Origin of the sequence: Azonexus sp. IMCC34839 (genome assembly GCF_047047955.1) — a bacterium.
Classification (GTDB): domain Bacteria; phylum Pseudomonadota; class Gammaproteobacteria; order Burkholderiales; family Rhodocyclaceae; genus Azonexus.
This window is the reverse complement of sequence record NZ_CP150631.1, coordinates 454392-475588: the sequence shown is the minus strand read 5'-3', so window position 1 is coordinate 475588 and position 21197 is coordinate 454392. Positions and strand designations below refer to the sequence as shown.

The 21197-nt window shown below is 63.3% G+C and carries 15 protein-coding genes; 10 read left to right on the top strand and 5 right to left on the bottom strand.

The window, feature by feature from the left end; all coding sequences use genetic code 11:
* Window position 1 precedes the first annotated feature (1 nt).
* Window positions 2-1882: a potassium transporter Kup gene (locus WIF35_RS02435; RefSeq protein ID WP_412479981.1), complete on the top strand. Its 1881-nt coding sequence runs from the start codon at window positions 2-4 to the stop codon at window positions 1880-1882.
* Between the two features lie 180 nt (window positions 1883-2062).
* Entirely contained in the window at window positions 2063-2941 is an 879-nt protein-coding gene (locus WIF35_RS02430) for a hypothetical protein (protein WP_412479980.1), read from the top strand.
* A gap of 21 nt (window positions 2942-2962) precedes the next feature.
* Here the strand turns inward: WIF35_RS02430 and WIF35_RS02425 are convergent, their stop codons facing one another.
* The 4 genes from WIF35_RS02425 to WIF35_RS02410 form a co-directional block, all read right to left on the bottom strand.
* The gene (locus WIF35_RS02425) at window positions 2963-4675 is read right to left on the bottom strand and encodes a cation:proton antiporter (protein WP_412479979.1); all 1713 of its coding nucleotides are present in this window, start codon (window positions 4673-4675) and stop codon (window positions 2963-2965) included.
* 146 nt (window positions 4676-4821) lie between these two features.
* Window positions 4822-5475: a hypothetical protein gene (locus WIF35_RS02420; protein ID WP_412479978.1), complete on the bottom strand. Its 654-nt coding sequence runs from the start codon at window positions 5473-5475 to the stop codon at window positions 4822-4824.
* Window positions 5476-5506: 31 nt separating this feature from the next.
* On the bottom strand, window positions 5507-7882 hold the full coding sequence (ppsA, locus tag WIF35_RS02415; protein WP_412479977.1) for a phosphoenolpyruvate synthase: 2376 nt from the start codon (window positions 7880-7882) through the stop codon (window positions 5507-5509).
* A 31-nt stretch (window positions 7883-7913) separates the two neighbouring features.
* Window positions 7914-8681: an FCD domain-containing protein gene (locus WIF35_RS02410; protein ID WP_412479976.1), complete on the bottom strand. Its 768-nt coding sequence runs from the start codon at window positions 8679-8681 to the stop codon at window positions 7914-7916.
* A gap of 177 nt (window positions 8682-8858) precedes the next feature.
* On the opposite strand from WIF35_RS02410, the gene WIF35_RS02405 reads away from it, so the two are divergent.
* From WIF35_RS02405 to WIF35_RS02370, 8 genes are all read left to right on the top strand, one after another.
* A complete protein-coding gene (locus WIF35_RS02405; RefSeq protein WP_412479975.1) occupies window positions 8859-9644 on the top strand; it encodes a (Fe-S)-binding protein in 786 nt (261 codons plus the stop codon).
* Window positions 9641-10312, top strand: coding sequence for a LutC/YkgG family protein (locus WIF35_RS02400; protein WP_412479974.1), 672 nt, complete (start codon window positions 9641-9643; stop codon window positions 10310-10312). Before WIF35_RS02405 ends, WIF35_RS02400 begins: the two co-directional genes overlap by 4 nt.
* A complete protein-coding gene (locus WIF35_RS02395; RefSeq protein WP_412479973.1) occupies window positions 10309-11751 on the top strand; it encodes a LutB/LldF family L-lactate oxidation iron-sulfur protein in 1443 nt (480 codons plus the stop codon). The genes WIF35_RS02400 and WIF35_RS02395 overlap by 4 nt, the downstream gene beginning before the upstream one ends.
* 99 nt (window positions 11752-11850) lie before the next feature.
* On the top strand, window positions 11851-14622 hold the full coding sequence (locus WIF35_RS02390; RefSeq protein WP_412479972.1) for an FAD-binding and (Fe-S)-binding domain-containing protein: 2772 nt from the start codon (window positions 11851-11853) through the stop codon (window positions 14620-14622).
* 134 nt (window positions 14623-14756) lie between these two features.
* A complete protein-coding gene (locus tag WIF35_RS02385) occupies window positions 14757-16577 on the top strand; it encodes an L-lactate permease (RefSeq protein WP_412479971.1) in 1821 nt (606 codons plus the stop codon).
* A gap of 123 nt (window positions 16578-16700) precedes the next feature.
* Window positions 16701-17147, top strand: a complete 447-nt coding sequence (locus WIF35_RS02380; RefSeq protein WP_412479970.1) for a universal stress protein — start codon at window positions 16701-16703, stop codon at window positions 17145-17147.
* A 132-nt stretch (window positions 17148-17279) separates the two neighbouring features.
* Window positions 17280-20042, top strand: coding sequence for a phosphoenolpyruvate carboxylase (gene ppc, locus WIF35_RS02375; RefSeq protein WP_412479969.1), 2763 nt, complete (start codon window positions 17280-17282; stop codon window positions 20040-20042).
* Window positions 20043-20051: 9 nt separating this feature from the next.
* Entirely contained in the window at window positions 20052-20870 is an 819-nt protein-coding gene (locus WIF35_RS02370) for a pyruvate, water dikinase regulatory protein (protein WP_412479968.1), read from the top strand.
* A 91-nt stretch (window positions 20871-20961) separates the two neighbouring features.
* On the opposite strand, the gene WIF35_RS02365 is transcribed toward WIF35_RS02370, so the two are convergent.
* Window positions 20962-21189: a hypothetical protein gene (locus WIF35_RS02365; protein ID WP_412479967.1), complete on the bottom strand. Its 228-nt coding sequence runs from the start codon at window positions 21187-21189 to the stop codon at window positions 20962-20964.
* Window positions 21190-21197: the final 8 nt, after the last annotated feature.

The window sequence follows — 21197 nt, the reverse complement described above, 5'->3', positions numbered from 1 at the left end:
CATGCAACAGCAACAAGACCGTAAGCGTCTGGCGACGCTCACGCTGGCAGCGCTCGGCATCGTTTATGGCGATATCGGCACGAGCCCGCTCTATTCGATCAAGGAAGTCTTCGGCGGGGCGCACCATCCGGTGCCGATCACCCCGGACAACGTGCTCGGCATCCTGTCGCTCTTCTTCTGGTCGCTGCTCATCGTCGTCACTCTCAAATACGTCGCCTTCATCATGCGCGCCAACAACAAGGGCGAAGGCGGCATCATCGCCTTGATGACTCTGGCGCTGCACAAGGGCACGCCCGGCACCTGGCAGCAGAAACTGCTGGTCACCCTCGGCCTGTTCGGTGCCGCGCTGTTCTATGGCGACGGCGTGATCACCCCGGCCATCTCGGTGCTTTCGGCCGTCGAAGGCCTGGAGATCATCACGCCGGCCTTTACGCCCTACATCATCCCGATCACGCTGGTCATCCTGGTCGGCTTGTTCATCTTCCAGCGCCGCGGCACGGCCAGCGTCGGTGCGCTGTTCGGGCCGGTCATGGTGATCTGGTTCGCCGTGCTGGCCGCCTTCGGCCTGCTGGCCATCGTCGAAAATCCTAGTGTGCTCGCCGCGCTCAATCCGCTGTGGGGCTACAATTTCCTGTCGGCCAACCCGGCCCTCGGTTTCTTCTCGCTGGGTGCCGTCGTCCTCTGTATTACCGGGGCAGAAGCGCTCTACGCCGACATGGGCCATTTCGGCGCCAAGCCGATCCAGTACGCCTGGCTGGGCTACGTCATGCCGGCGCTGGTCATCAATTACTTCGGCCAGGGCGCGCTCCTGCTGGCCGATCCCGCCGCCATCGAAAACCCCTTCTACCTGCTGGCGCCGGAATGGGCGCGCTATCCTCTGGTCATCCTGGCCACCGTCGCCACCATCATCGCCTCGCAGGCAGTCATTTCCGGCGCTTTCTCGATCACCCAGCAGGCTATCCAGCTCGGTTTCACGCCGCGCCTGGAAATCCAGCACACCTCGGAGAAGGAAATTGGCCAGATCTACCTGCCGGCGATCAACTGGCTGCTGCTGATCTCGATCATCGCGTTGGTCGTCGAATTCGGCTCCTCGTCGAATCTGGCCGCCGCCTACGGCATCGCTGTCACCGGCACCATGCTGATCACCAACATCCTGGCCATCGCCGTCGCTGTGCGGCTGTGGAACTGGCACCCGCTGCGCGCAATCCTCGGCGCCCTGCCCTTCATCTGCGTCGATTGCGGCTTCTTCTTCGCCAATTCGATCAAGATTCCGGATGGCGGCTGGTTCCCGCTGGCCTTCGGCCTGGCGATCTTCATCCTGCTCACCACCTGGAAGCGCGGCCGTGAATTGCTCAAGCAACGCCTGGCCGAGGACGCCATGGACCTGAAAGGTTTCGTCGCCAGCATCGGCGACCACGACATCGAGCGCGTCTCCGGCAACGCCGTGTTCCTGACGCAGAACCCTGGCGTGGTGCCGCATGCCCTGCTGCACAGCCTGAAGCATTACAAGGCCCTGCATGAGCAGGTGGTCATCCTCAGCGTTCAGGTCTTCGACGTGCCTTACGTGCCGGATGTGGACCGCGCGGAAATCCATCGTCTCGGCGCCAATTTCAGCCAGGTCGTCGTCCAGTACGGTTTCAAGGACGAGCCCGACATTCCGGCCGCCCTCGCCCTGTGCAGCGAAGCGGGACTGGCGCTGGACATGATGGACACCTCATTCTTCCTCGGCCGCGAAACCCTGATTCCCCGCCTCGGCTCGGACATGGCCTACTGGCGCGAACTGCTCTTCATCGCCATGTTCCGCAACGCTGGCAGCGCCACGGCCTTCTTCAAGATTCCGTCCAACCGCGTGGTCGAACTGGGCTCGCAGGTCGTGCTGTAAGCCTCGTCACCAGCACCAAAAAGAAGGCCGGAAATCCCCGGCCTGTTTTGCCTGTTTCGGCCAGTGCACCGCAGCAGTCGCCAAAACTCGGCAAAAACCGGCACGGGCCGCCAACTTTCTCTATAATGCGCGCCCCCGAGAACGCGCTGGCACAAGCGCGGCAACCATTACAAGAAGCCCATGGCGAGAGAAACAAGCAAGAAGCAGGAACAGCTGTCGCTGCCCGAACTGGAAGCACTGCCCTTCCCCGGCGAACGAGTCAAAGCCGTCGCCTCCGACATCCTCAGCCCCATTGCCGCTGCGCCGGAAGCCGAAGCGGATGCCGGCGCCAAGCGCCGCAAGCCGGCAGCACCGCGTCGAGCACGGACGCGCATGGTGCTGGTCAGCGATAACCTGGCGGCGGATACGGTCGAGCCTGCCGGCGAAGCCATGGCTGAAGAAACCGTGGCCGCCCCGGCCACATCGGTGACCGCCACGCCGAGCGCGGAACCTTCCGCCCACGCCTTGCCCGCATCGCCGCCCGCCACCTTGGCCCAAGGCACTGCCACCAGCGGCCAGGATGCCGGCTTGAAGCGCGCCGCCTACCTCGCTACCGTGGCTGCCGCAGCCGTTGCCATCGTCGTGCTGATCGCCGGTGCCAGCCAGTTCGCCGACACCCAACGCGCCCAGCGCGCCTCCATCGCCCTGCACGACGAAACGCTGCGCCTGGAGCGCGACAGCCGCCAGGCCGAAACCCACGCCAAGGCGGTCGAGCTGTTCATGAAATACAACGAGCTGATGCTCCAGCTCAACACCCCGCTGCCCAAGGGCGCCAAGCGCGAGACGCGCTACTGGAAGGAAAACCTCGCGCTCGGCCTGCTTGACGCGCTGGCCAACCTGACGCGCGGCAATCGCGAATGGGAAAACACCATCGCCTGGGCACTCGAGCGACACGTCCGCTTCATCCGCGACCAGCGCGCCGCCTGCTCGGCCTATTCCGACGAGTTCGTCCGTTTGCTGGAGAAGGCGGCCTCGGCCAAGGCTTCAGCCATCTGCCGCGACAGCGTTCAGGCCGACTAAGCCGCTGCTCGCGGCCGGCACTCAGCCGCCAAAAAACTCCCGCAGCGAGGAATAGCGCTGGGCCCGCGCCGCCCGCACGCGCCCCATCGCCGTATCGACCGGCACGCCAAACTGCACCAGCGCTTCGGCGGCAATCATCAGACTGCCCTCCAGCACTTCCGGGATCACCTCGGTCGCCCCGGCCGCCTTCAGCCTGCCCACCGACGATTCGTCGGCTGCTCGCACGATGATCGGAATGGTGGCCGACTCATGCCGCACCAACTGGATAATGCGCTCGGCCGAATGGGCATCGTGGTAAGCGATGACCACACCGCGTGCCCGGGCGATGCCCGCCGCCTTCAGCACTTCGGGCCGCTCGGCATTGCCGAAGGCGAGCACGCCGTTCTTCAGCGGCGCCTGCTTGATGCGGGCCGGATCGAGATCGAGGGCGACATAGGGGATATCCTCCTCGGCCAGAAAGCGCGCCACATTCTCGCCCGTGCGTCCGTAGCCGCAGAGAATCACATGCTGATCCAGCGAGAAGGAACTGACGGCGATGTCGTGCACCACTTTCGCCTTGTGCGCCCAATCGCCCTTGGCCATGCTGCCTGAAACGCGGGCCGCCCACTCGATCAGGAAGGGAGCGATGAACATCGAAATCAGCATGGCTGACAAGGTGACCTGAAACACATCCTTGCCGATCAGGTTCAATTCATAACCAAGCTGGATCAGGACCAGGCCGAATTCACCCGCCTGTGCCAGCTGTGCCGTCGTGCGCAGGCAGACATCCATCGGGCTGCGCACGATCTTGGCAAGCAGGAAGACCACCAATCCCTTGCCGGCCACCAGCAGCAAGACAGCCAAGAGCAGCAGCAGGATATTGGAGAAGACAAAGGAAAGATCCAGCAGCATCCCGACGGTAATGAAGAACAGCCCGAGCAGGATGTCGCGGAAGGGCCGGATGTCGGCTTCCACCTGATGCCGGTACATCGTTTCCGAAATCAGCATGCCACCGATGAAGGCGCCCAGCGCCAGCGACAGGCCGGCGGCATGGGTCAGGTAGCCGAGGGCAACGACGATCCACAGCGTGGTCAGTACGAACAATTCCTCCGAACGACGGCGGGCGACCAGATCGAGCAGAGCCTTGAGTGGACGCTTGCCCAGGCCGATCAGCAGCACCAGCACAACCGTGGTCTGGAGTGCAGCGATCAGCAGCGACTGCGCCAGTGAATCCTGCGGCCGGGCCAGTGCCGGGAACAGAATCAGACACGGAACGACGGCAATATCCTGAAACAGCAGCACCCCCATGGTTTGCCGGCCCGAACGCGAATGCAGTTCGAAGCGTTCCGACAACATGCGCGCCACGATGGCGGTCGACGACATCGCCACCGCCAGCCCGACAACCAGCCCTGTCTCCCAACGCTGGCCGTAGCCAAACAGCGCAACCAGCGTCGTCGCCGTGGCCGTCAGCAACACCTGGCTGCCGCCAAAGCCGAACACCATGGTCTGCATGGCCCGCAGCTTGGCAATGCTGAACTCCAGGCCAATCGAGAACATCAGGAAGACCACGCCGAACTCGGCCAGGGTTTCGACCTCACGGGTCTCGGCCAGCAATTTCAGGCCATGCGGCCCGAGCGCGATGCCGATGGCAAGATATGCCAATAGCGACGGCAAGCGGAAGCGGTGAGCAAGATAGACGACACTCAGCGCAGAGCTGAGCAAAACGAGGACGGCGAGGATGTAATTCGACTGCATGGGCCGAAGTATCGCATCCCACCGAGCGTCAGGCCAACGTCAGACACATGGCCGAAGCGTCGCAATTGATCCTTTGTAAAAATAAATCGCACCAACAAGGGGCAAGATTGCCAATGGCGCTCATGCCCCTCAAGGGGAAGCCAAACTCAGCCTCGGGCAGCCTTCCAGTTCGGATGCTGGAAATACTTGCCATACGACTGCAATGCCTGCAGCACGCGCACAGCGCCGTCGTGCCGCGAAGCACCGCCCTTGCCCGCCATCGCCTCAGCCCCGGCCGTCAACTCGGCGATCACCAGATGCAGCATGGCATCGGCCTCGGGTGCGAGCTGGCAGTTCGCCACCGCATAAGCCACCTTCTCGTTGATCCCGGCTGCCAGCTTGGCGTAATCAGCCTCACTGAAACGGTTCTTGTGAATCAGCGGCACCGCCGTCACCATTGCCTGATTGATCCCATCCATCGCCTGGCGCAGCGAAGCATCGGTCACCCATTTCTTCCCGGCGTTCAGTTGCAGCTTCTGCTCGGCGCCGTCGCCATGATGGTGATGGTGGTCCGCGGCCGCCCAGGCCGTCTGGCTCCCGGCAGTGGCCATGGCCAGCAGGAACGCAAGTGTCGATGGCAAGCGATTCGTCTTCATCCGATCTCCTTCGGGTTGGATTAAAAATACCCAACTATTTTTATCGGGTAATTCTCCAGCCGCTTTAACCGGGATCAATCCGGCGCCGCTCAAGGCGCCCGAAAGCTGCGGCAAATCGTCGCAGCGCAAAACAAAAAGGCCGGGATCGCTCCCGGCCTTCTTCATTTTTGGCTATTTCTAGCCGTGCACCGCAGCATTACGCCTTTTTGTGCGTCGCCAGACGGGTCCAGGTGTCGACGACGGTGTCCGGGTTCAGCGAGATGCTGCTGATGCCCTGGTCCATCAGCCATTCGGCCAGATCCGGGTGGTCGGACGGGCCCTGGCCGCAGATACCGATGTACTTGCCGGCCTTGTTGGCGGCGGCGATGGCCATGCCGAGCAGCATCTTGACGGCCGGGTCGCGTTCGTCGAACAGGTTGGCGACCAGACCGGAGTCGCGGTCGAGACCGAGGGTGAGCTGGGTCAGGTCGTTCGAACCGATGGAGAAGCCGTCGAAGATCTTCAGGAAGTCGTCGGCCAACAGGGCGTTGGACGGGATTTCGCACATCATGATCAGCTTCAGGTCGTTTTCGCCCTGCTTCAGGCCATGCTCGGCCAGCAGATCGACCACGGCCTGGCCTTCGCCGACGGTGCGGACGAACGGAACCATCAACTGCACGTTGGTCAGGCCCATTTCTTCACGCACGCGCTTCATGGCGCGGCATTCCATCTCGAAACAGTCGCGGAAGGTTTCGGCGATGTAGCGGGAAGCGCCACGGAAGCCGAGCATCGGGTTTTCTTCTTCCGGCTCGTACAGTTCGCCGCCGAGCAGCTTGCGGTATTCGTTGGACTTGAAGTCGGACAGGCGGACGATGACCGGGTTCGGGTAGAAGGCGGCGGCAATGGTGGCCACACCTTCGACCAGCTTCTCGACGAAGAAGTCCTTCGGCGAGGCGTAGCCACGGGCGCGGCGCTTGATCTCGTCGCGCTTGGAGGCCGGCAGGCGCTCGACGTCGAGGATGGCCTTCGGGTGGATGCCGATGACGTTGTTGATGATGAACTCGACGCGGGCCAGACCGACGCCGGCGTTCGGCAGCTGGGCGAATTCGAAGGCCAGTTCCGGGTTGCCGACGTTCATCATGACCTTGACCGGCACATCCGGCATGGCGGAGATGTCGCGGGTGGTGACTTCGTAGTCGAGGCGGCCGCGATAGACGTGGCCGGTGTCGCCTTCGGTACAGGAAACGGTGACGACTTCGCCTTCCGTCAGGGTTTCGGTGGCGTCGCCGCAGCCGACGATGGCCGGGATGCCCAGCTCACGCGCGATGATCGCGGCGTGGCAGGTACGGCCACCACGGTTGGTGACGATGGCGGAAGCGCGCTTCATGACCGGTTCCCAGTTCGGGTCGGTCATGTCGGCGACCAGCACGTCGCCCGGCTTGACCTGATCCATCTCCTTCGGATCCTTGACGACGCGGACCGGACCAACGCCGATCTTCTGGCCGATGGCGCGGCCGGAAGCCAGCACCTTGGAGTAGGACTTCAGCTTGAACTTTTCCTGCTTGCCGGCGGCAGCTTGCGACTGCACGGTTTCCGGACGGGCCTGCAGGATGTACAACTTACCGTCGACGCCGTCCTTGCCCCATTCGATGTCCATCGGACGACCGTAGTGCTTTTCGATGATCTGGGCGTAGCGGGCCAGTTCCATGACTTCTTCGTCATTGATCGAGAACTGGTGACGCAGGGATTCTTCGACATCCTCGGTGATGGTGGACTTGCCGGCAACCTTCTCGGCGGCGAAGACCATCTTGATCATCTTGGAGCCGAGGTTGCGGCGAACAACAGCCTTCTTGCCGGCATCGAGCATCGGCTTGTGCACGTAGAACTCGTCCGGATTCACCGCACCCTGCACGACGGTTTCGCCCAAGCCGTAGCTGGAGGTGACGAAGACGGCGTCACGGAAGCCGGATTCGGTGTCGAGGGTGAACATCACGCCAGCGGCGCCCTTGTCGGAGCGAACCATGCGCTGGATGCCGGCGGACAGGGCGACGTCGGCGTGGACGAAGCCCTTGTGTACACGGTAGGAGATGGCACGGTCGTTATACAGGGAAGCGAACACTTCCTTGATCGCGTGCATGATGTTTTCCAGGCCGACGATGTTCAGGAAGGTTTCCTGCTGGCCGGCGAAGGAAGCATCCGGCAAGTCTTCGGCGGTGGCGGAGGAACGCACGGCGAAGGACATGTCGGCATTGGATTCGGCCACCAGGCGCTGGTACTGCTCGGTGATGGCGATGGTCAGTTCCATCGGGAACGGGGTATCGAGCACCCACTGGCGAATCTCGGCACCGGTCTTGACCAGGGCGTTGACGTCATCGACATCCAGCGCGTCGAGCGCCGCGTTGATCTTGGCATCGAGGCCCGATTGCGACAGGAAGACGCGGTAGGCATGCGCCGTGGTAGCAAAGCCACCCGGCACGCGCACGCCGGTGTCGGCCAGCTGCGAAATCATTTCGCCGAGCGAAGAGTTCTTGCCGCCGACCTGGTCGACGTCAGTCATGCGCAGTTTTTCGAAGGGGATGACAAGAGCTTCCATCAGGAGTCCTTTCAGGGGGTCGAATTGAAAATCAGGAGTTTGAGAAATCGGTGTTGAGGCGGCGTTCGGCCGTCTCGCGACGGGCGACGGAACGCAGCGTTTGGGCCAGCGTTTCGCGCACGAAATCGATATGCGTCTCGGCCGCGGAGCGCGCAGCCTGCGGTTTGTTGTCGCGGATCGACTGGTAGATGGACTCATGCTGGCCCATCAGCAGGCGATTGGCCGCCGGCACGCTCTTCAGTTCGCCGAGGTTCAGGCGGATGTTGTCGTGCATCAGGTTGAGCAGCGCGCCGGACAGGTGGCCGATCAGCACGTTGTGGGCGGCGTCGCCGATGGCCTGGTGGAAGGCGATGTCGGCTTCGGAGCGCTTTTCGGCATCATCCGCTTCGAAAGCGGCTTTCAAGGCACTGAAGGTCTGCTCCAGGCGCTGCAGGTCGGCCTCAGTGGCGCGTTCGGCAGCCCACTCGGCAGCCTGACCCTCAAGCATGCGGCGGAACTCCAGCATGTCTTCGCGCAGGTTCGGGTGCTTGCCCATCATGTCCTGCCACGGATCGGAGAAGCTCGACTCGAGCGCGGCGGTAATGAAGGTACCGCCACCCTGACGGCTCTGCACCATGCCCTTCGAGGCCAGTTTCTGGATCGCCTCGCGCAGGCTCGGGCGGGAGACGCCCAGTTCGGCCGCCAATTCGCGTTCGGCAGGCAAGCGGTCGCCCGGCTTCAACGAGCCTTCGAGGATGCGACGCTCCAGCGTGGAAGCGATGGCATCCGAAATACGCGGCACCTGCACTTTATTCGGCATTGGTAAGACCACTTTGATTGGTAAGACCAGCGCATTTTAATCAGCCGTTTCGGAAAGTGCAAGCCTAGGGATTTCCCCAAGCCTAATTGACTACATGCCTGTATTCACGTAAATTTCTCACCCCAAGAACAAGTGGTCTTACCATTTTACCACTTGGAATAAAACACCGGAGACAAGATGACCCAGCCAGCCCAGCGCCCGACCGATGTCTATTTCTTCGCCACCTGCGTCGTGGATCAGTTTTTCCCCGGCGCCGGCCTCGATGCCATTACGCTGCTCGAACGCGAAGGCATCCGCGTGCACTTTCCCGAGGAACAAACCTGCTGCGGCCAGCCGGCCTATACCAGCGGTTTTCCCGACGAAGCACGCAAGGTCGCTGCACTGCAACTGACGCTTTTTCCGAACGACTGGCCGGTCGTCGTGCCCTCCGGCTCCTGCGCCGGGATGATGAAGCATCACTACCCCACCCTGTTCGCCAACGACCCGCAGCGCAAGGCGCAGGCCGAAAAACTCTCTGGTCGCATCTACGAACTGACCCAGTTTCTGGTCGAGGTACTGAACTTCAAGCCGGAAGATTGTGGCAGCGACTGCACGGTCGTGTTGCACACTTCCTGCTCGGCCCGCCGCGAGATGGGCGTCCATGTCACCGGCAAGCAATTGCTGGGGGGCCTGGCCAACGTGAAAGTGGCGCAGCAGGACCATGAAGCGGAGTGCTGCGGCTTTGGCGGCACCTTCTCGGTCAAGCAGCCGGAAATCTCGGCCGCCATGGTCGAGGACAAGCTCAACTCGCTGAAGGCCACCGGCGCCGAGCGCGTGGTCAGCGCCGACTGCGGCTGCCTGATGAACATCCTCGGCCACGCCGCCTGGAAGGACCAGCAGGAAGGCCGCACGACGCCGAGCCTGCCCGGCGAGCACATCGCCAGCTTCCTGCTCCGCCGCACCCAGAAGGAGGCCGCAAAATGAGCGCCCGCGACCGCATCCTCGCCAAATTGCGGCAAAACCAGCCGTCCACCGCAGCAGCGTCGCCTGATGTCGCCGGCTGGTTCGCCACGCATCGGCCGAGCGAATCGGCCGCCGACAAGGCCAGACGCTTCCGCCACTTCATCGAACTGGCCCATGCCGAGGTCTATTCGGTGTCGCGCGGCGGCTGGCTGCAGAAACTGTGGGAAGTGCTGAGTGCCCGCCAGATCGACAAGCTGCTGGTTGGCGGCCAGACGCCGCACGGCCAGCGTGCCCTGGCCGACCTGCCGCAAAGCGGCATCGCCTGCCTCGACTACGAACGCGCCATCGAAAGCTGGAAGGAAGAACTCTTCCACCACGTACCGGCCAGCCTGACCGCCGCCCGCGGCGCCATCGCCGAGACCGGCACGCTGATCCTGTGGCCGGACGCCGACGAGCCGCGCCTGATGTCGCTGGTGCCGCCCGTCCATATCGTGCTGCTCGACGCCGCCCACATCCACAACACTTTCTACGAGGCGATGACGGCCGAACACTGGTCCGGCGGCCTGCCGACCAATGCCCTGCTCATCTCCGGCCCGTCGAAGACCGCCGACATCCAGCAGACGCTGGCCTACGGCGCGCACGGCCCGAAGGAGCTGATCGTCCTGATGATCGAGGAGAACCTGCAATGAGCGCACCGCAGACCCCGCACGCCCTGCACTTCATGCCCTCGGTCGGCTTCCGCGCCCGCGCCAAGGACGTGGTCGAGAACCCCTTCCTGCGCAAGAGCTTCCGCGGCGCGATGGATTTCCTGATGACCAAGCGCGCCGGCCAGTTTCCCGATCCGGAAGAACTGGAAACCCTGCGCTCGCTCGGCGAGAAGATCCGCCAGTACAACCTGACCAAGCTGCCCGATCTGCTCGAACAGCTCGAAGCCAACCTGACGCGCAACGGCATCAATGTCCATTGGGCCGAGACGCCGGAAGAAGCCAACGCAATCATCCTCGGCATCTGCCAGAAGCACTCGGCCAAACTGATGGTCAAGGGCAAGTCGATGGTCAGCGAGGAAATCGAGCTGAACCACGCGGCCGAGGCGGCCGGCATCGGCGCGCTGGAATCCGACATGGGCGAATACATCGTCCAGCTGGCCGACGAGAAGCCGTCGCACATCATCATGCCGGCCATCCACAAGACCAAGGAAGAGATTGCCAAGCTGTTCGCCGAGAAGGTGCCGGGCGTCGATTACACCGACAATGTGGACGAGCTGATCCAGATCGGCCGCCGCGTGCTGCGCCAGAAGTTCCTGGAGGCCGACATCGGCCTCTCCGGCGTCAATTTCGCCGTGGCCGAGACCGGCACGCTGTGTCTGGTCGAGAACGAAGGCAACGGCCGCATGTGTACCACCGCGCCGGCCGTACATGTCGCCATCACCGGCATCGAGAAGATCGTCGAAAAGCTGGAGCACGTGCCGCCGCTCTACTCGCTGCTCACCCGCTCGGCCACCGGCCAGAACATCTCGACCTACTTCAACATGATCTCCCGCCCGCGCCAGCCGGGCGAGAAGGATGGTCCGGGCGAAGTGCACCTGGTGCTGCTCGACAATGGCCGCAGCCAGGCCTACGCCGACGAGCAGTTGCGCAAGACGTTGCAATGCATCCGCTGCGGCGCCTGCATGAACCACTGCCCGGTCTATACCCGCATCGGTGGCCACGCCTACGGCACGACCTACCCCGGCCCCATCGGCAAGATCGTCTCGCCGCACATGCTGGGTCTGGAAGCCACCGCTGGCCTGACCACCGCCTCGTCGCTGTGCGGCGCCTGCGGCGAAGTCTGCCCGGTGAAGATTCCCATTCCCGAACTGCTGATCCGCCTGCGCGAAGAAGCCTTCTCCGAGCCGCACGCCAATCCCGCCATGCGCGGCCAGGGCGCCGGACACAGCGGCATGCAGAGCGCCATCTGGCGCGGCTGGTCGGCCGTTTACAGCTCGCCGGCGCTCTACCGCAGCTTCTCCTGGCTGGCCAGCCGTCTGCGCTGGCTGACTCCGAAGAAACAGGCCGGGTGGACCAGCGTCCGCACCCCGCTGCAACCTGCGCCCAAGCGGCTGCGTGACCTGTTGAAGGAACGCCACTGATCCCTCTTCCCCGGAGTGCCGGCAATCGCTGGTCTCCGGGATTTTTTTGACCAAGACATTTTCGCTCGTCCCGACCAGTCCTCTATAAGACACAAGAGAATGAATTCACTGATCAACTCCCTGCAAGCCATCCTGCCTGCCCGGCAGGTGATTACCGACGATCTGCGCCGCCTGGCCTACGGGACCGATGCCAGCTTCTACCGCCTGATCCCGCAGGTCGTCGCCGTCGTCGAGTCGGAAGACGAAGCGCGAAACGTGCTGGCCACCGCCCGCCGCTACAAGACGCCCGTCACCTTCCGCGCCGCCGGCACCAGCCTCTCCGGCCAGGCCATTTCGGATGGCGTGCTGGCCTTGATCGGCGAAGGCTTCGCCACTTTCGAACTGGCCGACGACGCCAGCCAGGTCCGTGTCGGCCCCGGCATGGTCGGCGGCGAGGTCAATCGCCGGCTTGCCCCGTACGGCAAGAAGATCGGCCCCGACCCCGCTTCCATCGGCGCGGCCAAGATCGGCGGCATCGCTGCCAACAACGCTTCCGGCATGTGTTGCGGCACGGCGCAGAACAGCTATCGCACGCTGGCCGGCCTGCGCGTCATGCTGGCCGACGGCACGCTGCTCGATACCGAAGACCCGACTAGCGTCGCCGCCTTCAAGAAATCGCACGCCACGCTGCTCGCCGAACTCGACCGTCTGGGCATGGAAACCCGTGCCAATCCGGCGCTGGCCAACCGCATCCGCCACAAGTTCAAGATCAAGAACACCACCGGCTACAGCCTCAATGCCCTGGTCGATTTCGAGGACCCGATCGACATCCTGGCCCACCTGATGATTGGCTCGGAAGGCACGCTCGGCTTCATGACCCGCATCACCTACCAGACCGTGGTCGAAGACCCGTTCAAGGCCTCGGCGCTGGTTTTCTTCCCGGATATCCGCAGTGCCTGCGAGGCGGTCATCCGACTCAAGCCGCAACCAGTCGCCGCCGTCGAACTGCTCGACCGTCCGGCCCTGCATTCGGTCGAGAACAAGCCTGGCCTGCCGGCCATCATGCGCGAATTGGGCGAAGAGGCCGCCGCGCTGCTGATCGAAGTGCGCGCCGAATCGGAAGCCGTGTTGCAAGGCAAGATTGCTGCGGTGCACGGGGCCATTTCGGGAATTTCCACGGTCGAACCGATGGTCTTCTCGACCGACCCGGCCACCTGCGACATGTACTGGAAGGTGCGTAAAGGCACCTTCCCGGCTGTTGGCGCCATGCGCCGCACCGGCACCACGGTGCTGATCGAGGACGTCGCCTTCCCGGTGCCGTCGCTGGCCGACGCCACACTCGACCTGCAAGCCCTGCTACGCCATCACGGCTACCATGAGGCGATCATTTTCGGCCACGCCCTCGAAGGCAACCTGCACTTCGTGTTCACACAGGATTTCGGCGACCAGGCCGAGATCGACCGCTACGCCCGCTTCATGGACGACGTCTGCAAGCTGGTCGTCGAGAAGTACGACGGCTCGCTCAAGGCCGAGCACGGCACCGGCCGCAATATGGCGCCCTTCGTCGAAATGGAATGGGGCAAGGAAGCGGCTGACCTGATGCGCCGCATTAAGGCCCTGTTCGATCCGGAAGGCCTGCTCAACCCGGGCGTGATCATCAACGACAACGCCAACGCCCACCTGGAAAACCTGAAGCCCATGCCGGCCGCCGAAGACATCGTCGACCGCTGCATCGAATGCGGTTTCTGCGAACCGCTCTGCCCGTCGCACCGCCTGACGCTCAGCCCACGCCAGCGCATCACCAGCGTGCGCGAACTGGCCCGCCGTGCCGCCGCCGGCGAGCACGCCGGCAGTATGGGCGAGGACTACGCCTACATGGGCCTCGACACCTGCGCCGGCTGCGGGATGTGCTCAACGGCCTGCCCGGTCGGCATCGATACCGGCGACCTCACCCGCCGCCTGCGCGGCCGCAAGCTGGGCGATACCGCCCGCGCCATGCATGGCTGGACCGGCGAACATTTCGGCACCTTCGCCGGCGCCGCCCGCCTCGGCCTCAAGGTCGGCCATGCCGTTTCCGGCGTTCTCGGCGACAACTTCGTCAATCGCCTCTCCGGTGGCGCCTGGCGCGCCAAGATGCCGCACGCCGGCCAAGCGCCGACGTCACGCCGCACGCAAGGCGATCCGGTCGTCTACTTCCCGACCTGTGGCGGCCGCATTTTCGGACCGTCCACCAGCGGCGAAAAACAGCTCGGCGACGTCGTTCAGGAAGTGCTGGTGCGCGCCGGCTACACCCCCATCCTGCCGGAAGGTTTCGACCAGCTGTGCTGCGGCCAGATGCTGGCCAGCAAGGGCATGCTCGAAGAGGCCGAAGACCTGGCGAAGAAACTCGAAGCCGCGCTGCTCAAGGCTTCCGACAACGGCCGCATCCCGGTGATCATGGATGCCAGCGCCTGCTCGACCCGCATGCAGAAGCATCTGGATGGCCGCCTGAAGGTCTATGACTTCCACGAATTCGCCCACGACGCGTTGCTGCCGCGCCTGATGATCACCAAGCAGGCCGGCCCGGTGGCCCTGCACATCAATTGCAGCGTCAAGCGCACCGGCGCCGACGCCAAGTTGCGCAGCTTGCTCAAGGCCTGTGTCGAGGAAATCGTCGAACCGGCCGGCGTCACCTGCTGCGGCTTCGGCGGCGACCGCGGTTTTGCCGTGCCGGAACTGAACCAGCACGCGCTGCGCCACATTCACGACGAACTGCCGGCCAACTGCGCCTGCGGCATCTCCACCAACCGCACCTGCGAGATCGGCCTGACCGCCGAAACCGGGCTGACCTACCGCTCGGTCGCCTATCTGCTCGAAGCGTGTTCGCGCAAGGAGGACGCCATGGCTTGCTGAGGGGGCAAAAAAAGAAAATCCGGCCGGGAGCTGCAACTCCGGGCCGGATAAAAAAGTGACAACCTCGGTGGCCGCCAGGGATCGGCAAATCTGTCTGACGGCTACCTGACCATTTTTGTTATAAGGACAATTGTATGACTTGGCAAATGAATGTCGACCCGCTCGGCAACATCGGCCTGTCCGCGCTGGTCGCGGCCATTCCCATTCTTTTCCTGTTCTGGGCCCTCGCCATCAAGCACATGAAGGGTCATTTCGCGGCCCTCGGCGGCACCTCGCTCGCCGTGCTGATCGCCATCTTCGTCTATGGCATGCCGGTCGATCTGGCCGCGCTATCCACCCTTTACGGCGGTGCCTTCGGCCTCTTCCCGGTGTGCTGGATCGTCATCACCGCGCTGTTCATCTACAACATGTCGGTCAAGACCGGCCAGTTCGAGGTGATCAAGAACTCGCTGGCCTCCATTTCCGATGACCGCCGCCTGCAGGCGCTGTTGATCGCCTTCTCCTTTGGTGCCTTCATCGAGGGCGCGGCCGGTTTCGGTACGCCGGTGGCCATCACCTCGGCCATGCTGGCCGGCCTCGGCTTCAACCCGCTGTACGCCGCCTCGATCTGTCTGCTGGCCAACACCGCGCCGGTCGCCTGGGGTGCCATCGGCATTCCCATCGTCGTTGGTGGCCAAGTCGCCGGCATTCCCGATCTGGCGCTGAGCCAGATGGTCGGTCGCACCCTGCCTTTCCTGAGCTTCTTCGTGCCGCTCTACCTGGTCGTGCTGATGTCCGGCTGGAAGAAAGGCCTCGAAGTCTGGCCGGCCTGCTTCGTCAGCGGCGGCTCCTTCGCCCTCGCCCAGTTCTTCTCGGCCAATTCGCCGCTCACCGCGCCGCTGCTGCCTGACCTGATCGCTTCCATCGCCTCCATCGTGTGCACCGTGCTCTTCCTGAAGGTCTGGCATCCGAAGGAAAGTTGGCACTTCGACCATGAGCCGAAACGCGAAGGCAAGGAACAGTTGCGTTACACCGGCGGCCAGATCTTCCGTGCCTGGGCACCGTTCATCATCCTGTCGTTGTTCGTCTGCGCCTGGGGTATCAAGCCGGTCAATCAGGCCCTCGACCAGATCACCAAGACCCTGTTCGATTTCTCCTTCCCGATCGCCGGCCTCGACAAGATGGTCATCGACCAGGCAGGCAAGGCCAAGCCGGCCGTCTTCAAGTTCAACTTCCTGTCGGCTGCCGGTACCGCCATCCTGTTCGCCTGGTTCTTCTCCATCGTGGTCATGGGCGCCTCGCTCAAGACCGCCGGTGGTGTCGCCCGTGACACCCTGAAGACGCTGCAGTGGCCGATCGTCACCATCGCCACCATCCTCGGCTTCGCCTACATCATGAACTTCTCCGGCATGGCGATCACGCTGGGTTACGCCGTCGCCACCACTGGCGCCGCCTTCCCCTTCTTCGCCGCACTGCTCGGCTGGCTGGGCGTGTTCATGACCGGTTCCGACACCTCGACCAACGCGCTGTTCGGCAAGCTGCAGGCCGTCACCGCCGAGAAGATCGGTATCGATCCGGTGATCACCATGTCGGCCAATACCTGCGGCGGTGTCTGCGGCAAGATGATTTCGCCGCAGTCCATCTCGGTTGCCACCGGCTCCACCGGCATGGTCGGTCGTGAATCGGAAATCTTCCGCTTCACCTTCAAGCACTCGATCATCATGGCCTGTATCGTCGGCGTCATGCATCTGCTGTGGGCCTACGTCTTCCCGGGCATGGTGCCGACCTACGTCAAGCCGGTCGCTGCAGCCGCGGCAGCGGTTGCTGCCGGTGCGAAGGCGGTGATCAACCCGGAAGGCCTGATGTGGCTCGGTATCTTCGTCGGCCTGATCGCCTGCATCACCTTCGTGTCGCGCGCCGTCGGCGCCGATCTCGAAGCGCCGGTCGAAGGCAAGGACGAGGTGCACTTCCACTAAGGAGTCAGATCGGGGCAGGCAGCGTGCTCGCCTTGCCCCGCTGACCTGAGGATTTCCCTAACTGTGCCAAAGGATGCGTCTTGGTACCTTTATCCTGTTAAACATCTCTCACTGGAGCACACCATGTACAAGAACATTCTGGTCGCCATCGACGACAGCGAAACCTCACGTTGCGCACTGGCAGAAGCCAAGCACATCGCCAAGACCAGCCAGGCCAAGCTTTATATTTGCCACGTGGTCGATGAGGTTCTGCTCAACATGCACGGCCATGCAATGCTGGACATGGGCGGTGCCGATTCGGCCGTCGCCAATCTGCGTCGTGCCGGCGAAACGCTGCTCGCCAACGCCATGCAGGACGTTGCCGGCATTAACGCCGAGCCCATCCTGATCGAGGCCATGAAACGCCGCGTCTCCGAAACCCTGGCCGAAAAAGCCAAGGAACTGAACGTCGACCTGATCGTCATCGGTCGCCACAGCCAGCGCGGCCTGGCCACGCTGATTCTCGGCTCGGTCGCCGAACAACTGGCCAAGATCGCCGAAGCCTCCGTGCTTCTCGTCCGCAAACACTGACCCACCGGGCAGCCCGCACGATACCGCCGGTGGCGGGCTGCCTTCAAAAATGGGATAGCGCTTGCTGCAGGCAGGCGCCAGAATAGCGAAAACAACAATCACCACCGGCCACTCTGAACAGGAACAGCTCCGATGCAAACGAACCCGCTCGATCACGGTAAAGACGAACCCCTGCGCGATGATATCCGCCTGCTCGGCCGAATTCTCGGCGACACGGTGCGCGAACAGGAGGGCGAAGCCGTTTTCGACATCGTCGAGCGCGTCCGTCAGACCGCCATTCGCTTCGCCCGTAGCGGCGACCCGAGCAGCCGCGACGAACTCGCCGCCCTGCTCGATCCGCTGCCGCGCGATACGACGCAAGCCGTCGTCCGCGCCTTTTCCTACTTCCTGCAACTGGCCAACATCGCCGAGGACGAGCACCACATCCGCCGTCGTCGCGCCCACGATCTGGTCGGTTCGCCGCCGCGCGAAGGCAGCCTGGTTTTTGCCCTGGATGCCCTGTGCACCGCAGCAGTCTCGCCGGAAGCCATCGGCGACTTCTTCGCCCATGCCCTGGTTGCCCCGGTGCTCACCGCGCACCCGACCGAGGTGCAACGCCAGAGCCTGATCCGCAATCACCGCGACCTCGCCCGCCTGCTCGACCAGCGCGAGCGCCTACAGATGACGCCGGAAGAAGAAGCCGAAAACGACTGGGCGCTGTCCAATGCCGTGCTCACCCTGTGGCAGTCGCGCATGCTGCGCCCGGTGCGCCTGAAGGTGATCGATGAGGTCAAGAACGGCATTTCCTACTTCAAGGAAACCTTCTTCACCGAACTGCCGCGCCTCTACATCCAGGCCACGCAGCAACTGCAAAAGCGCTACCCGGAGAAAATCTGGGCGCTGCCGCCCTTCTTCCGCATCGGCAGCTGGATCGGCGGCGACCGCGACGGCAATCCCTTCGTCACCGCCGAGATCCTTCGCGAAGCCCTGCGCCTGCAATCCGCCGCGGCACTCAGCCACTACCTCGACGAAGTGCATGAGCTGGGCGGCGAATTGCCGCTCTCCGACCTGCTGGTCAAGGTCACGCCCGAGCTGGTCGCGCTGGCCGAGAAATCGACCGACCATTCGCCGCAACGCATCGACGAACCTTACCGCCGCGCCCTATCTGGCATCTACGCCCGCCTCGCCGCCACCTCGCGCGCCCTCGACCATGTCGAGCCGGTGCGCCACGAAATCGGCGCTGCCGAACCCTATGCCACGCCGGAAGCCCTGCGTGCCGACCTCAAGGTGCTGGCCAATTCGCTCAAGCTGAACGGTAGCGCCAGCCTGGCTGGCGGCCGCTTGCGCCGCCTGCTGCGCGCCGTGCAGGTCTTCGGCTTCCACTTGGCCAGCATCGACCTGCGCCAGAACTCCGACGTACACGCCCGCACCGTCGCCGAACTGCTGGCCAAGGCCGGCCGTTGCCCGGATTACGAAGCGCTGCCCGAGGCCGAAAGAATCAAGCTGCTGGTCGAGGAAATCGCCACGCCGCGCCCGCTCTATTCGCCTTACCTGAACTATTCGGAAGAAACCGAGGGCGAACTGGCCATCTTCTTTGCCGCCCACGAACTGCGCGGCAAGTACGGTGCCGCCGCCCTGCCCAACTGCATCATCTCGAAGACCGACGGCGTTTCCGACCTGCTCGAACTTTCGCTGCTGCTCAAGGAGTCCGGCCTGCTGCTGCCGGGCGAAAAGCCCCGCCTCGACGTCAACGTCATCCCGCTGTTCGAAACCATCGAGGACTTGCAGAAGAGCGCCGTCACCATGGATGGCCTGTTCAAGCTGCCGGCCTATCGCGAACTGCTGCAGAGCCGCGGCGACGAGCAGGAAGTCATGCTCGGCTATTCCGATTCCAACAAGGACGGCGGCTTCCTGACCTCGGGCTGGGAACTGTACAAGGCCGAAATCGAACTGACCCGCGTCTTCCGCGATCACGGGGTACGCCTGCGCCTCTTCCATGGCCGCGGCGGTTCCGTCGGTCGTGGCGGCGGCCCGTCCTACCACGCCATCCTGGCCCAGCCGGCCGGTGCCGTTTCCGGCCAGATTCGTCTGACCGAACAGGGCGAAGTCATCTCGACCAAGTACGGCAATGCCGATACCGGCCGCCGCAACCTCGAAGTGCTGCTCGCCGCCACGCTCGAAGCCAGCCTGACCGACCACGAGAACAAGGTCGAGCCGGCCGAACAATTCCACGGCGTACTGGACGACCTGTCGCAGCGCGCCTTCAACGCCTATCGCGGCCTGGTCTATGAAACTCCCGGCTTCACCACCTATTTCCGTCAATCGACGGTGGTTTCCGAAATCGCCTCGCTGAACATCGGCAGCCGCCCGGCTTCACGCAAGGCTTCCGACCGCATCGAAGACCTGCGCGCCATTCCCTGGGTCTTCAGCTGGGCGCAATGCCGCCTGATGCTGCCGGGCTGGTACGGCTTCGGCTCGGCGGTGGACGGCTACCTGTCGGCCAATCCCGAAGGTCTGAGCGTGCTGCGCCGCATGCTCAAATCCTGGCCCTTCTTCGCCTCGCTGCTCTCCAACATGGACATGGTGCTGGCCAAGACCGACCTCGCCATCGCCTCGCGCTACGCCGAACTGGTGGCTGATGCCGAGCTGCGCCAGCGTATTTTCAGCCGCATCAAGGCCGAATGGGAGCTGACCCGCCAGCACCTGCTGAGCATCCTGGAGCGCGACGAACTGCTGGCCGACAACCCGATGCTGCGCAACTCACTGAAACTGCGTGCCCCCTACATGGACCCGCTGAACCACCTGCAGGTCGAGTTGCTCAAGCGCCACCGCGCCGGCGATACCGACGAGCGCGTCGCCCGCGGCATCCACATCACAATCAATGGCATCGCCTCCGGCCTGCGTAACAGCGGTTAAAATGCGCCCATGGTGAACACTCTCAAACGCACGGTATTTTTCGTGTCCGACGGCACCGGCCTGACAGTCGAGGCCCTCGGCCACAGTCTGATGACCCAATTCGAAAACGTCGAATTCCAGCAGATTCGCATCCCCTTCCTCGATAGCGTGGAAAAGGCCCAGGAAGCGGTGGCCCGCATCAACGCCCAGGGCGAAAAAGACGGCATGCGCTCCATCGTCTTCACGACGCTGGTCAATCCGGAACTGTCCGACATCGTCCACCAGGCCGATGCCTTCTGCCTGTCCTACTTCGACTCATTCCTTGCCCCGCTCGAAGCCGAGCTTGGCCTGAAATCGAACCACACGGTCGGCCGTTCGCACGGCTCCGCCGAAAGCTCCGAATACAAGAAGCGCATCGAGTCGATCAACTACACGCTGGCCCACGATGACGGCATCACCGACCGCGACCTCGAGGAAGCCGACGTCATCCTGGTCGCCGTCTCACGCTGCGGCAAGACACCGACCTCGCTCTACCTGGCCATGCAGTTCGGCCTGAAAGCGGCCAACTTCCCGCTGATCCCGGAAGACTTCGACCGTGGTCGCCTGCCCGGCACGCTGGAAAAGCATCGCAGCAAACTGTTCGGCCTGACCATCCAGCCCGAACGCCTCGCCCAGATCCGCGAAGAACGCCGCGCCGGCAGCAAGTACGCCTCGCTGGCCAACTGCCGCTTCGAAATCGCCGAAGCCGAAAAAATGATGCGCCGCGAAGGCATCCGCTGGCTCGATTCCTCGACCAAATCGATCGAGGAAATCTCGACCACTATCCTGCAGGAGTTAAAGCTGCGATGAAGGGCTGAAAATCGGCAAAAAACAAAAAGGCGCACTTCGGTGCGCCTTTTTGCTTGATCAAGACCTCTTGCCCTTCATGGGCACCAAGAAATCAGCCCCCCTCCCCGCGACGACGGATTTTCTTGCGCGATTCCTCTGCTGCCCTCCTGGCCAAATCATTCCGGATTTTTTCGATCTTCTGATCCTCTTCGGCCAAATACGCCAACTGGTCTGGCGAAAGCAAAATCGATGCGGGCAGGTCTTTTCCGCAGAATTCACATTTTCCGTGCAGACGGTTGAAAACCTGACGGCCGCAGGCAGGGCAGACAAATTGATTCATGAGTCAGC

Excerpts from the sequence above, each read along its gene's own strand:
- WIF35_RS02435 (WP_412479981.1), top strand. The coding sequence starts at position 2 with ATGCAACAGCAACAAGACCGTAAGCGTCTGGCGACGCTCACGCTGGCA.
- WIF35_RS02370 (WP_412479968.1), top strand. The coding sequence starts at position 20,052 with ATGGTGAACACTCTCAAACGCACGGTATTTTTCGTGTCCGACGGCACC.
- ppsA (WP_412479977.1), bottom strand. The coding sequence starts at position 7,882 with ATGGAAGCTCTTGTCATCCCCTTCGAAAAACTGCGCATGACTGACGTC.
- WIF35_RS02405 (WP_412479975.1), top strand. The coding sequence starts at position 8,859 with ATGACCCAGCCAGCCCAGCGCCCGACCGATGTCTATTTCTTCGCCACC.
- WIF35_RS02385 (WP_412479971.1), top strand. The coding sequence starts at position 14,757 with ATGACTTGGCAAATGAATGTCGACCCGCTCGGCAACATCGGCCTGTCC.
- WIF35_RS02400 (WP_412479974.1), top strand. The coding sequence starts at position 9,641 with ATGAGCGCCCGCGACCGCATCCTCGCCAAATTGCGGCAAAACCAGCCG.
- ppc (WP_412479969.1), top strand. The coding sequence starts at position 17,280 with ATGCAAACGAACCCGCTCGATCACGGTAAAGACGAACCCCTGCGCGAT.
- WIF35_RS02410 (WP_412479976.1), bottom strand. The coding sequence starts at position 8,681 with ATGCCGAATAAAGTGCAGGTGCCGCGTATTTCGGATGCCATCGCTTCC.
- WIF35_RS02420 (WP_412479978.1), bottom strand. The coding sequence starts at position 5,475 with ATGAAGAAGGCCGGGAGCGATCCCGGCCTTTTTGTTTTGCGCTGCGAC.
- WIF35_RS02380 (WP_412479970.1), top strand. The coding sequence starts at position 16,701 with ATGTACAAGAACATTCTGGTCGCCATCGACGACAGCGAAACCTCACGT.
- WIF35_RS02365 (WP_412479967.1), bottom strand. The coding sequence starts at position 21,189 with ATGAATCAATTTGTCTGCCCTGCCTGCGGCCGTCAGGTTTTCAACCGT.
- WIF35_RS02390 (WP_412479972.1), top strand. The coding sequence starts at position 11,851 with ATGAATTCACTGATCAACTCCCTGCAAGCCATCCTGCCTGCCCGGCAG.
- WIF35_RS02425 (WP_412479979.1), bottom strand. The coding sequence starts at position 4,675 with ATGCAGTCGAATTACATCCTCGCCGTCCTCGTTTTGCTCAGCTCTGCG.
- WIF35_RS02395 (WP_412479973.1), top strand. The coding sequence starts at position 10,309 with ATGAGCGCACCGCAGACCCCGCACGCCCTGCACTTCATGCCCTCGGTC.
- WIF35_RS02430 (WP_412479980.1), top strand. The coding sequence starts at position 2,063 with ATGGCGAGAGAAACAAGCAAGAAGCAGGAACAGCTGTCGCTGCCCGAA.